Here is a 12,870-nt window from a genome sequence, read left to right on the forward strand (position 1 = left end):
AATGACAAAGAATTCATATATGTAGGAAAAATTTCATATTAACTTGAAAAGGAGATGTAGAACATGAGCAGGTTGGTAAAGATCCTCTGCACTGCCATGCTGATATCGCTTCTTCTGCCGGCAGTTGCAGAGGAGATACCGGTATACACGATAGCGGACACGACCGGGGACTGGGGGTACCCATCGCCGTACCTCCACTACTCCAGGGGTCCCGGATATGTGCGGATGAGCTTCATCTTCGATACCTTGGTCTGGAAGGACCAGAACGGCTTCGTGCCTGCGCTCGCAGAGAGCTGGGAGTATCTGAAGGACGAGAACGCGTACATCTTCAATCTGAATCCGAACGCGAAATGGCATGACGGCGAGCCATTCACAGCGGACGATGTGGTCTTCACGATCAACTACATAAAAGAGCATCCGTACCAGTGGGTCGACAGCAGCACTGTGGATAGGGCTGAGAAGATCGATGATCACACGGTTAAGATCTACCTGGCGAAGCCCTACGCCCCGTTCCTGGACCAGGTCGCAGGTACACTGCCGATCCTCCCGGAGCACATCTACATCGATGTGACGAAGCCGGAGGATTTCCAGGATGCGAAGGCGCTTACAGGCACAGGACCGTTCAAGCTTGTCGATTACAACAAGGCCCAGGGCACCTATCTGTACGAGGCTAATGAGGATTACTACCAGGGCGCTCCGAAGGTGAAGCAGCTCAAGTTCGTCAAGCTGAGCGAGGAGATGGCAGGGCCGGCGCTGAAGCGAGGCGAGGTCGATGCTGCGGCTGTGCCTCCAGAGGTCGCTGAGGGGCTCAGGGGCAGCTTCGTGGTTCTCGAGGGCGCGCACGACTGGCTCGCGAAGCTCATGATAAACCACAAGAAGGAGCCGTTCTCCGATGTCAGGTTCAGACAGGCTCTTGCGTATTCCATAGACAGGGAGAAGCTCGTTGAGATAGCCCAGCGCGGGTATGGTGTTCCTGCGAGCCCCGGCCTCTTCGCGCCTGACAGCGAGTGGTACAATCCGGATGTTGAGCAGTATGCCCATGATCCGGAGAAGGCGGGCGAGCTCCTGAAGGAGCTGGGGTATGAGAAGAAGGGGGTCTTCTTCGAGAAGGACGGAAAGACGCTGGAGGTTGAGCTTCTCGTCACATCGAGCAATGAGCGCGCTGGCGAGCTCATAAAAAGAGATCTGGAGGAGGCGGGCATAAAGGTCAACATGCGCAGCGTCGACTCGAAGACTCTTGATAACGCGGTCAACGAGTGGAACTTCGATCTCGCGCTCAGCGGGCACGGCGGAATGGGCGGAGATCCGGCGATACTGAACAAGGTGATCACAGGGTCTGGCTTCAACAGCGCCAGATACGATAACCAGGAGCTGAGTGATCTTCTCAAGAGGGAGATCTCGGAGATGGATCCGGAGAAGAGAAGAGAGCTGGTGAACGAGATACAGGAGGTCTACGCGAGAGAACTTCCAGCGCTCCCGCTCTACTACCCGACCAACTACTGGGCACACGACGGGAAGGTCGATCTCTTCTACACAAAGAACGGCGTTGGGAGCGGCGTGCCAATTCCGCTGAACAAGATGGCCTTCCTGGCCTGAATTTTTTTTGGAGGTGGATGATGAAGATACTGATATGCGGCAAGGGCGGTAGCGGTAAGAGCACAGTTTCAGCTCTTCTCGCCAGGGAGATTGCTGGAAGGGGCACGAGGGTTCTTGTGGTCGATGCTGACGAGTCCAACTTCGGAATTTACAGGATGCTCGGCTTTGATCAGCCGAAAGACTTCATGGAATCCTTAGGAGGAAAGAGGGCGCTCAGTGAGAGACTGATGCGTTTCATCAGATCCGAACGGAGAGAGGCGCTGAGCATAATTCCAGAGGAGTTCCAGATAAAGGATATACCTCCGGAGGTCGTGGTTGGTGATGAGATGGTAAAGCTCGTCGCCATAGGCAAGATCCACAACTTCGGCGAAGGGTGCGCGTGCCCCATGGGCGCTCTCGCCCGGGAGTTTCTGGAGAAGCTCAGGACCAATGGAGAATATGTGATCGTCGATACAGACGCTGGAATAGAGCACTTTGGGAGGGGTGTGGAGACAGGCTGCGATAAGATCGTGGCTGTCATAGATCCATGCTACGAGTCTGTACAGCTATCTGAGAAGATAGCTGAGATGGGCGAAAAGATTGGAAAAGATGTGTTTTTCATCGTGAACAGAATCGATGAGGACTCTGAGGACATCCTGGATATGATCGACAGGGACAGGGTCATCGGCGTGATACCGAAACGTAAGGATCTATTCAGGGCAAGCCTGACCGGCGGAGCACTCCCAGAGATCGCGATAATGGGAGAGATCGCCGACAGGCTGATCAGATAGATGGAACAACATAGTATCTCCTTCAGTCACAAGCTCCGGTCTTCAGGTCGGGCAGTTGGCAGATGGGATGAATGGACATGGAGAGCGAGATGGTACTAAGACCCATTGGGGTGATCCACACCCCCTTCACCAGCAGGGCCGAGGCGCCGCACCAGGGCAGGGTCTCCAGAGAGATCTGCGAGATCGAGATCTTTCCCGAGTTTGAGGATGGGCTGATGGATATTGAGAAATGCACGCATCTCATAGTGCTTTACTGGCTGGACAGAGCAGACAGAACGAAGCTCAGAGCTGTACCGCCTCATGACGGCCGTGTCCATGGGGTCTTTGCGACACGATCTCCTGATCGGCCGAATCCGGTGGCATTCAGCGTAGCGGAGCTGTTATCTGTGGAGGGGAGGAAGCTGCGGGTGAGAGGCCTGGATGCCCTCGACGGCACGCCGCTGATCGACATAAAACCATATTCTGCTGGGATCGATTGCGTTCCTGATGCGAGGATCGGGTGGTGGGATGAGAAGGAAGGAGTGAGCGCATGATCTCGGTGCACATCAAAACCGGAGCAGATTGAGAAGAAATCGCGGCAGCATGCTTGGCATGGCTTTTGTCAGCTGAAAAGCTGCATTCGCGCTCTTTCTCCACAGACCTCCAGGCACCAGCAGATTCCTGCCGGAAAGGGAAATAAAGAGCCTGTCGATCTCATCATCGCTCATCGATCTGAGACGCTCAAGCGATGCTCTCCCAAGGATGTACTCAAAACCAAGCTCCCGCCACCACCTCCTGCTGTACTCTGAGAGTCGCTCCCTGGATGGATCCCTTTCCAGAGCTGCTCTGCCTGCAACGTCTCCACATATCTCACCCGCACGCATCGAGTACGCAAGCCCGCTTTGGGCTGCAGCCCCGCCTGTGACCATTATACCATCATCAACAATCCTTCCTGGAAGTACGGCGATCGGGTCACCACCCCGCCTGGTCCCCAGGATCCTCATTCGCTCCAGGCCGGGATGTGACCCTGCCCTTCTGCTAATGAATTTCTTCAGGAACGTTTCCAGAAACCTCTGGACATCTCTTCCGTGTCGTCTAACAAAGACTCCCAGCGTGGCCATGTCTTCACCTGCTGGAGAGAACGTGGCCTTCCATCCAGGAGCTATGCTCCCCACCCAGTACTCGAACCGGTCCTCCTCGCCGATGCCCGGATGGCGCACATCGACCTCAATCGCCCAGGCCACGTCATCGGGGTGACGCATGGTTTTGATTCCCAGAGACGATGCGAGCTGTGAATCCACACCCGCAGCATCTATGACGATCCTGGCATCGATCACATCTCCTGTGGACAGAAAAAGCTCCATTCCATCCGCGGATCTAGATACAGACCTGACTTCTGATTCGATGATCTCTGCTCCATAATCTGCTGCGGAATTCAGGTAGTGAGCGTAAAACCCCTTCCTGTCCAGGAAGTGGCCCCCCGCATCGATCTCAAGGCTGTGGCCCGATGGAGATATCAGCCGCATGCCTCTGACCTGGTGAATGGAGAATGGCTCCACATTCAGGCATGCAGCAGACGCCATCCCCTCAAAGATGGTGTTGGCATTGGGCACCGATGTGAGATCCCTGTCAATGAGCACTGTCCTCGCGTCGGTGCGGGCAGAGCTTGCTGCAGCAGAGAGACCTGCTGGCGAGGCGCCAACAACAGCAACATCGAACTTCATCTTTCTCATGGATCACCCGGCGGCATCTGTCGAGCAGATCATCCCGAGCATCATCCGATCTGCATAACACGAACACTGCATCATGCGGATCTAATCTTGCATAGGAGATCTGCTTGAAGGGATCTTTCGGGCCACCATGCTTCATGGCTGTTTATACATTCATCGGTTATTCTGTAGTGTTCCCCTCAACCAATGACTGTAGAGTTTTTTCTAACGATCCCGCTATGCTGCGATCGTATCAACGAATTCAAACGGTAGTACTTCAAAATCAATTCCCTTATGGGGCCATCGCGATTTGAACGCGAGTCACAGGACCCCCAGTCCTGTAGGATACCAGGCTACCCTATGGCCCCAAGACTCAGGCTGGCTTGAGTTGGCCCAGCTGCAATATAAGGGTTTCCCATGGGAGAGAACTGATAGGGATTTCAGACTCTTAGTGTAAACAGAGTACTTCATTTAGTTTTTGTGGTAGTCAACCAGTCAAAGTTTATGTCCAGTACACAACCAAATTAACTTATATATGTGCATATTATCATATATTGACATTAAAGAGGATTCCTAAAACCCACCAAATTGCGCCTCGCCTTATATACCTTTTATAAAACTGAGACCAAAATCGGAGGTTATTAGGAATCCTCTAAAGACTGGATATGGGGTGGGAGCATATCTGCAAGTTCAGGCATACTTGAAAAGGGTGAGCTGATTCGAATAGTGAGCTTGGCAATCCTGCTGATTTCCCTATCAGCTACATCCAGTGCGATCACGGGATTGGTGAAGGAGCAGGCCGATGTAACGGCAGCACAGTCCCTTGAGGCAGGGACAAACTATCCGATTCCAGTAGATATTGTGATTGATCTGTACTACACAGACGCAAGGGAATCCCCAGGCTCTGTCTACCATGCTGGTACGCCAAACTACACAAGGAGGAGCGGAAACATATACAGCTTCGCGTTCCATCCAGGAGTACCTGAGAAGCTTTACTTCGTCAATGCTAATGAGAACAAGATATACAGGACACACATGAGAAGTGACGGATATTATTTCCCAGAGGAGACGGTGTACACGCACGATACATACGTAAGGGACATAGCATTCGCATTGGATGACTCGGGTGATCTGCGCCTATACTTCAGCGAGGCCACAGGTGCGGGAGCCAACGGAATGATTTACAGGCTTGAAACCAACGGAACCGCGGCTCCGTTTTACGTGGTCAGACTCTCTGATGTCGGCGGCTCCTGGGCAGGGGACTTCGCATTCGATACTGAGGGGAACCTGTACCTGAGCTCTGGAAACCGGATCCCTGCAAGCATATACAGGGTGAGATCAGGTACCGGTGTTGTTGAGGTGGTCTATACTGATAACACGGAGCCAATCAAGGGGCTGGTCGTTAAGGATGGGGCGATATACTACGCAAACTGGAGAAACACGATCTATAAGCTGAATCTCACAGATGGAAGTAAAATCGACATCTACACAGATTCAGACAGGACATGGCTCTCCGACGTAGGATTCAGACGCGTTCTGAGTGCTGATGAGATGCCAAGAGCTGGAACATACGAGAGATTGCCGCTGAGAGATTTTACGAGGACGATGACTAGGGCTGCCATTCATAAATAGCAATCTCCAGCATCACCTCCATTTTTGCACTCGCTTGTTTCTGGGCTGAGGGCTTGATTCATCGAATTGGGCAGTGTACCATATTTGCTGCGAATTCAAAACTGATCGGTACGCGTCGGATAGTACGTGACCGATTCACAGCAATTTCAGCACACCACCTCGATTTGTCACTGATATTGGCATCCAATAGCACGCCGTGGACATATAATTGAACGGAATTTCATGAACCGATATTCACTGGTACAACAGATCACAAATCATGCGAGGTCACATGCTGTTGGCTTCGATGATCGGTTGCGTGCTCGAATAGCTGAATGATTCTGCTGGAATCGAGCGCTTGGGCGAGACTATCCCAGGAGTCTGAACGGGCTGATCGCTACGGGTTTCAACGATACGAGTATACGATTCAATGGCATAACGTGGTCATTCAAGTCGTCTCTAAACCAGCTGCCCACTGGCTGTGACATGGTGTCCTGCCATGCATTTGGGTTCCATGTGCTGATCATATCCACCGATGGCAGCGGGATGTTTTGAGACATGCTCAGCGTCTTCTTCTCCAAAATTGCATTGAAAATCTGGCTCAGGCCTCGATTGTGCCGATCAGTGGTGCAAAAGAGCAGTACTCAAGAGATGTATAAATAGCATCAGCTGTTTCGAGATGGCTTCGACACCGCATAAATCCCGTGATGTCAAATGCTGCTGATATCACAGATCCAAGCACACGGCCGATTTTCTTGAATAAATCATGTTACTAAATGTTTATGATCGTTTGTCGCTAAATTTAAATAGAATCGATTTGTAAATTAAATCCACAAGTTCGTCATCGAAGATGATAGGAGGGAAGAGCTTAATCAAGGTGTGTGTCGCGTGTATTGTGTGCCGTATTGCAGGTTAGATCCAAAAGATTTCGAGAGATACATTCGCTGAGCTCATCACACATTGAGAACCCTTTTGAGAGGGAGTTTCAGTGTAATACAGCTGGCTGTCAAGCGAATTCAGATCTGTATTGTTGAATCATGGTAATTATTGTATTGGTCTGTATGTATAGCATGGTATGATGTAAGGAGGGTGTTTGAAGTATGGCAGAAAATGTGGAATTCAAGGAGCCGCCAGGAGGCAGATGGGTCCTTGTCATATTGGGGATGATAATAAACCTCTGTCTAGGCAGCGTTTATTCCTGGTCGGTATTCGTTAAGCCCCTGACCGACCACTTCCAGGCGATGGGACAGGTGGTGAGTGCAAACGATGTGCTGCTGCCATTCTCGATATTCCTGGCAGTCTTCGCCATAGCGATGCCTTTGTCAGGCAAGTACATCGAGAAGTACGGTCCACGAAAGGTCACTATGGTGGGTGGTGTGCTCTGTGGACTGGGGTGGCTGCTGGCCTCGACAGCAAGCAGCGTGCAGATGCTGTATCCCACATACGGAATCATAGGCGGGCTGGGCGTCGGAATAGCATATGGGTGTCCAGTAGCAGTAGCTGCCAGATGGTTCCCCGACAGGCGCGGCCTCGCGGTGGGTCTGACTGTGCTTGGATTCGGCTTTTCAGCGTTCTTCACCGCAAATATAGCCGGATACCTCATTGCTGCTCAGGGCGTTATGAACACATTCAGGGTATTCGGTGTGGCGTTCATTATAATAATCGTCCTGCTCTCAATGCCGCTGGTATTCCCACCGGCTGGATACAAGCCCCCTGGATGGACGCCCCCTGCTCCAAAGCCTGGCGCAGCCGTCACCCACGAGTTCAGAAGAGAGGAGATGCTCAAGACGCCGACGTTCTATGGTCTCTGGCTCTGTTACTTCATCGGATGTCTTGCAGGACTAATGGCGATAAGCGTATCAAAGCCGGTTGGCACTGAGATCGTCCAGATCGACCCAGAGCTTGCAACATTCCTGGTGGGATTCTTTGCCATATTCAATGGTGGTGGCAGACCTCTCTTCGGCTATCTCACCGATAAGCTGACTCCGAGGAACGCAGCGATAGTATCGTTCGTGCTGATCTTCATCGCATGCATGATGATGGCCACAATGGCCAAGCCCACTGCCTCTGAGATATACGTTGTTGCGTTTGCTGCTCTATGGCTCTGTCTGGGTGGCTGGCTGGCAATAGCCCCGACATCGACTGCCACATTCTTCGGAACCACGGATTATCCGCGCAACTATGGTGTTGTTTTCCTCGCATATGGTGCTGGTGCGATAGTCGGTCCGCAGCTCGCTGGCTTCATCAAAACGTCCACTGGAAGCTATATGGGTGTCTTCAACTACGTGGCGGCCCTTGCCATAATCGGTATCATCATAGCGTATGTTCTGATGAGGCCTCCGAAAAAGCCAGAATGAATGGATAGACCATTCATTTTATATTTTTTGTTTAATTTAGTTGTAGTTCTCTGTGTATCCCTTGGGGGATTGGGAGTATTGCACATGCAAAAGTGCATTACGCCCTGGAGATGCTCTGATGGCATCTCGGGCGTTTGTATTTATGATGGCCTGCTTTTCAGGCGTTTGCATTAGATATAGAGTGCATATCCGGGCTCGACCCAGAGTGTTGTGGTAACACCTCTCGAATAGTACTTGGGCTTGCCGTAGAAGAACTGGCCGTCCCAGACCTTTATGAAGTGCTCCATGTTGCCCACGACTCTAAGGGTAAACGAGCCGTCAAGTGGATCTCCACCCTTTCCATCGGTTCCAACATATACATCGTCAAGATATACATCGTAACCTATCATACCTGTGGATTTTATAATCACAACAGTATCTCCAGCTTGTGATGGCGCTGCCGGCATGGCCGGAGGAGTGTACAGAGAGCTCACTGCGGAGACCGCGGGAACAGCCTGTTGAGGAGTCTGCTGCGGAGTAGTTTGAATGGCAGGAACGACATCTATTATGACGATATTGCTCGGGATGCTGTTCGCTATGAAGAAAACCATGTTCCTTCCAACAGCATCTGCCCTGAAGTTCATCTCGTTGGGCCCTGGGAAGATCGGGTACTGTCTGCGGTTGATTGTGTTGTTCGGGTATATCTCGTAGATGTCAGCCACACCATCAGTTGTTGAGTCTGCGATGAGCCTGAGCAGCGTATTCACAGGGCATACAACATACTGCGTCCATGTGCCAGATCCGGCGATCCAGAGCTGGTTTGTTCCCAGCAGGGATGCACGCGACACAAACTCCCTGTAGGGAATCGGCTCAGCTCCGAACAGGTAGACGAGCTGCGGCTCATGCCCTCTTATCTCAATTCTTCTCGGCTGGCTCAGGCCGGATGTCATGGATACGGAGGAGGACACAGACGAGCTGCTGAAGTAGAACTGGCTGAAGAAGGACATGCTGGCATTGTCGAAGTGATCCATCATGGAGAACGTAGTGTTCGAGCTGAATCCTGGAAAGGGCATATCCAGATAGCTGTAATTCTCATCACCAAAAAGATCCTCCGGCGTTATCGGGGTTGCTGTGCCTGCGATCATGCATGCAATCAGCATTACCATGATCAGAGTTCTCAAATTAAACACCTCATGGGACCGTTGATCAAGGCATTATATATCACTGAGCGTCTTGTAGGACTCACATGAGCCCAACAGGATTCTGGTATAGAAGCAGCAGTGTGCAGACTCCGGTCTTCAGGCCAGAGGGAAAGGTCAGCCGTATGGATATACACCTGCGTAGGGATACGGCCATCAATTCACAGCTGCCTGCCATCGCATACCGATAGACCGCCATACGCAGCGAGTCGATCTGAGAGCCATCGGAGCCACCGGATGCATGGGGCCTGTCCAGATAAGAGATGAATTCAGAGATCTGTGGCTTACTCCTTTTGTATGGAGAAGACACTCAATCCTTATCCGGACAGGTTCGATGCCTGCATCACAAGATTCTTCTTCAGGATCTGCAATATTCTAAGAAGCTCGTCTCAAACAGCGAGCCTCTGGGCGTCTCATGAGGGATCAGGTTGAGTGAGTACATACCTTTGCAGGCAGAGATCGTGGATATCGACCGCGTGACACATGACTCGTATCTCATATCCCTTCAGATCCTGGACAGGGATGTGAGCTTCACATACAGACCCGGACAGTTTGTCATGGTCTCGCTTTTTGGAATGGGCGAGTGCCCCATATCGATAGCATCGAGCCCGACGAGAAATGTGCTCCAGCTCTGCATCCGCAGGGCGGGGAGGATAACAAACGGAATAATGGACTCCATGATAGGTGATGTTCTTGGAATCCGCGGACCACTGGGAAATGGATTCCCCATCGATAAAATGCATAAAAGTATCGTCATCGCAGGAGGTGGCTCCGGCTTCGCGACCCTGCGGTCTCTGATAAATTACATTGTTGATAGGAGAGATGAGTTCGAGGAGGTCTTTGTGGCATACGGGGCCAGAACGCGTCAGGATCTCTACTTCATGCAGGAGTACAAATCCTGGAAGATGGAGGGAATTGAGATCGAGCTGACCGTGGACGTCGGCGATGAATCCTGGAGGGGCAACGTCGGGATGGTCCCTGAGCTGCTTGATAGAATGGATATATCACCACCAGCATCAGCTGCGATCTGCGGCCCACTGCCGATGATTCGCGCGGTTGCGAACAGACTCCTGGAGAATGGTTTCAGAGGATCAGACATACTTCTATCGATGGAGCGGCACATGAAATGCGGAATCGGAAAGTGCGAGCACTGCACCATCGGCCCATACCGTGTATGCAAAGAGGGTCCGGTCTTCCCGTACAATACGATCAGGGACCTGCTCTGATCTCACTTCTTCCAGAAATCCGGGAGAAGAAGCACGAGGACCGTCATGATCTCGAGCCTGCCCATCCACATGCAGAGGATGAGTACCAGCTTGCCCAGCGGATGTATCTCAGCGAAGTTCATGTACGGACCAACCGGTCCGAAACCAGGTCCGACGTTTCCGAGACATGAGGCAACCGCGGATATGATCGCCTCCAGGTTCATCGCCTGATCTGAGTACGAGATCGCAGCGAGTACGATAGAAGCCAGGGCGAATGTCAGCATGTAGACTCCGAAGAAGCTGATCGTGGAGCGAACGATCTCCTCCTTGACAGTGATGTCATGAAGTTTTACCTGTATCACCGCCTTTGGATGCATTGCGAGCATGAGTTCCCGATGGACGTACTTCAGGATCACCAGCACCCTTACAACCTTTATGGCACCACCAGTTGAGCCTGCGCATGCGCCCACGAACATCAGCAGCAGCAGAACGATCTTCGCGGCTGGGTACCATGTGTCGAAGTTTGTTGTCGAGAAGCCGGTCGTTGTCATTATAGAAACTACCTGAAACAGCGCACATCTTATGCGATCCGGAAGGGGACTCATCATGCCAGCTGTGGCTGCGATAAAGAGCGTGGAGACTACAATGATAAAAGAATAGAACCTGAACTCCGGGTCCCTGATCAGGCATCTCCTGTCCTGATGTATCGTCATGTAATGAAGCGCGAAGTTTGCTCCTGCCAGAAACATGAACAGCACTATTATGTATTCGATCATCGGGCTTCCGTAAGCCTCGATGCTCATCGATTGTGGCGAGAATCCACCTGTGGCCACCGTGGCGAACGTGTTGCATAGTGCATCATAAAGCGGCATTCCGGCCACTTTGAGGAGAATTACTTCGATAATGGAAAGTGAGAGGTATATCCCCCAGAGCAGCTCTGCGGTCTGTCTTATCCTGGGCGTCAGTGACTCCTTCTCAGGTCCAGGCACCTCTGCCCTGTAGAGCTGCCTGCCGGCAACACCGAGCCGCGGCAGTATCGCGATGAACAGGAGGATTATTCCCATTCCGCCCAGCCACTGGGAGAATGACCTCCAGAAGAGGAGACCGTAATACGTGGGATGTTCAGGGATCATCGCAGATACAGTTGTATTTGTCGTTGCCCAGAGGAGGTACTCGACGGATCCAGCGACTATAAACGCCACACTCTGGTTTGCCAGCTCACCATCTATAATCCAGTACCCCTCGCTGTTGCTATCTGTGAGCACAGATGCGCCAGTTGTGGTAAATCCGGACATCGATTCGAAGAGCGAATCTATGGACCCCATTCCCAGCATCATGTAAGGTATCGCGCCTATCATCGCAGCTGCCAGCCAGCCGAAGGCCACCAGCGCAAACCCATCCTTGATGCTAAGGTCCCCAATTTCACCGTGCCTTCTGAAAAAAGAGCCTATCATCATCGCGATCATCGATGTGAACGCGAACGCCACAACGCCATGTGGCTCTCTGTAGCAGGCCGCGGCAATACCAGGAAATACCATCGCTATGCCGATTATCCTGAGCAGATCTCCAAATGAGTAAAGGAGGATTTTCACGTTCATGCAGATGCCACTCGAATATAGCTTGAGATGGGCTGAAGCCCTGCCTGCAGCTCCGCCGTCTCACATCAGGTCCTGGGACATATCATGTTCTTGATCATAAAGCTTTAGCATTAATGGTACCCCATGGGGACGCGTGAGAATAAGATTTGAGTGTTTCTGACAGGCAGAAGCGTAAACGCGTCTCAAAATTATCAGGCGTATTGATTTATGTGGTTTGTATTTCCGCACAGGATCGACACAGGTCAGCACCATTGCTTAAATAGTTTCGAGACGACTTCGCAGTAAATGTTCAGCTTTCTGGCCTCAGCGCTTATCTGGACAGGCCCACAGATTCGGACCTATCCGAATAAGGATTAGTGTCTCAGACATCCAAAAGCAGTAAGGCCCGGCATCTGGCTTAAGCTCTTATCCGGACACGTCCACAGATTCAGCCAAAAAGGTTAAATGATTGAAGGACTACCATTGCTCCGCGCTCCGGTAGTGTAGCTCGGCCAATCATGAAGGACTCTCACTCCTTCGACTAGGGTTCAAATCCCTACCGGAGCACTATTCTCCGATTATCTACAATGTCATGTTGCGAATTGATTTGTGTAATTCATGCATTCTGGCGGTCTGACGAAAGTGCGCACCAATTCGCCAGAATGCACAGATCGCCAAATGGGTGCGAGTTTTGATAGCATGCTTGTCTCGAAACCAGTTGCCCACTGGCTGTGATATGGTTGTCCTGCCATGAATTTAGATTCCACGTGCTGATCATATCCACCGATGGCAGCGGGATTTTTGAGACAGTCTAAGCGTCTTCGTCTCCAAAATTGCATTGAAAATCTGGCTCAGGCCTCGATTGTGCCGATCAGTGGTGCCAAAGAG

The 12,870-nt window shown here is 51.6% G+C and carries 9 protein-coding genes and 2 tRNA genes; 7 read left to right on the forward strand and 4 right to left on the reverse strand.

Annotation, left to right across the window (positions count from 1 at the left end; translation table 11 throughout):
* Positions 1-63: 63 nt before the first annotated feature.
* The 3 genes from MTHE_RS02595 (at position 64) to tsaA (ending at position 2,899) form a co-directional block, all read left to right on the forward strand.
* A complete protein-coding gene (locus MTHE_RS02595) occupies positions 64-1,596 on the forward strand; it encodes an ABC transporter substrate-binding protein (RefSeq protein ID WP_011695699.1) in 1,533 nt (510 codons plus the stop codon).
* 20 nt (positions 1,597-1,616) lie between these two features.
* Positions 1,617-2,366 carry an ATP-binding protein gene (locus MTHE_RS02600; RefSeq protein WP_011695700.1) on the forward strand — a complete coding sequence of 250 codons (750 nt, stop codon included), beginning with the start codon at positions 1,617-1,619 and terminating at the stop codon, positions 2,364-2,366.
* A gap of 77 nt (positions 2,367-2,443) precedes the next feature.
* On the forward strand, positions 2,444-2,899 hold the full coding sequence (tsaA, locus tag MTHE_RS02605; RefSeq protein WP_011695701.1) for a tRNA (N6-threonylcarbamoyladenosine(37)-N6)-methyltransferase TrmO: 456 nt from the start codon (positions 2,444-2,446) through the stop codon (positions 2,897-2,899).
* A 12-nt stretch (positions 2,900-2,911) separates the two neighbouring features.
* Here the strand turns inward: tsaA and MTHE_RS02610 are convergent, their stop codons facing one another.
* Positions 2,912-4,078, reverse strand: a complete 1,167-nt coding sequence (locus MTHE_RS02610) for an NAD(P)/FAD-dependent oxidoreductase (protein WP_175265712.1) — start codon at positions 4,076-4,078, stop codon at positions 2,912-2,914.
* 271 nt (positions 4,079-4,349) lie between these two features.
* Positions 4,350-4,422, reverse strand: a tRNA-Pro gene (locus MTHE_RS02615).
* 415 nt (positions 4,423-4,837) lie between these two features.
* On the opposite strand from MTHE_RS02615, the gene MTHE_RS02620 reads away from it, so the two are divergent.
* Both MTHE_RS02620 and MTHE_RS02625 read left to right on the forward strand, forming a co-directional pair.
* Positions 4,838-5,686 carry a hypothetical protein gene (locus MTHE_RS02620; RefSeq protein ID WP_175265713.1) on the forward strand — a complete coding sequence of 283 codons (849 nt, stop codon included), beginning with the start codon at positions 4,838-4,840 and terminating at the stop codon, positions 5,684-5,686.
* Between the two features lie 1,079 nt (positions 5,687-6,765).
* The gene (locus MTHE_RS02625) at positions 6,766-8,022 is read left to right on the forward strand and encodes an L-lactate MFS transporter (RefSeq protein WP_011695704.1); all 1,257 of its coding nucleotides are present in this window, start codon (positions 6,766-6,768) and stop codon (positions 8,020-8,022) included.
* A gap of 170 nt (positions 8,023-8,192) precedes the next feature.
* Here MTHE_RS02625 and MTHE_RS02630 read toward each other — a convergent pair whose 3' ends face one another.
* Positions 8,193-9,182, reverse strand: a complete 990-nt coding sequence (locus MTHE_RS02630; RefSeq protein WP_011695705.1) for a hypothetical protein — start codon at positions 9,180-9,182, stop codon at positions 8,193-8,195.
* 446 nt (positions 9,183-9,628) lie between these two features.
* On the opposite strand from MTHE_RS02630, the gene MTHE_RS02635 reads away from it, so the two are divergent.
* Positions 9,629-10,426: an FAD/NAD(P)-binding protein gene (locus MTHE_RS02635; protein ID WP_011695706.1), complete on the forward strand. Its 798-nt coding sequence runs from the start codon at positions 9,629-9,631 to the stop codon at positions 10,424-10,426.
* Between the two features lie 2 nt (positions 10,427-10,428).
* On the opposite strand, the gene MTHE_RS02640 is transcribed toward MTHE_RS02635, so the two are convergent.
* Positions 10,429-12,003 (reverse strand): TrkH family potassium uptake protein, encoded by a 1,575-nt coding sequence (locus MTHE_RS02640; protein WP_011695707.1) that lies wholly within the window; start codon positions 12,001-12,003, stop codon positions 10,429-10,431.
* Positions 12,004-12,474: 471 nt separating this feature from the next.
* On the opposite strand from MTHE_RS02640, the gene MTHE_RS02645 reads away from it, so the two are divergent.
* Positions 12,475-12,549, forward strand: a tRNA-Glu gene (locus MTHE_RS02645).
* Positions 12,550-12,870 lie beyond the last annotated feature (321 nt).

Origin of the sequence: Methanothrix thermoacetophila PT (genome assembly GCF_000014945.1) — an archaeon.
Taxonomy (GTDB): domain Archaea; phylum Halobacteriota; class Methanosarcinia; order Methanotrichales; family Methanotrichaceae; genus Methanothrix_B; species Methanothrix_B thermoacetophila.

Coding starts and splice junctions, on each gene's coding strand:
- tsaA (WP_011695701.1), top strand. CDS start 2,444: ATGGAGAGCGAGATGGTACTAAGACCCATTGGGGTGATCCACACCCCC.
- MTHE_RS02600 (WP_011695700.1), top strand. CDS start 1,617: ATGAAGATACTGATATGCGGCAAGGGCGGTAGCGGTAAGAGCACAGTT.
- MTHE_RS02640 (WP_011695707.1), bottom strand. CDS start 12,003: ATGAACGTGAAAATCCTCCTTTACTCATTTGGAGATCTGCTCAGGATA.
- MTHE_RS02625 (WP_011695704.1), top strand. CDS start 6,766: ATGGCAGAAAATGTGGAATTCAAGGAGCCGCCAGGAGGCAGATGGGTC.
- MTHE_RS02610 (WP_175265712.1), bottom strand. CDS start 4,078: ATGAGAAAGATGAAGTTCGATGTTGCTGTTGTTGGCGCCTCGCCAGCA.
- MTHE_RS02595 (WP_011695699.1), top strand. CDS start 64: ATGAGCAGGTTGGTAAAGATCCTCTGCACTGCCATGCTGATATCGCTT.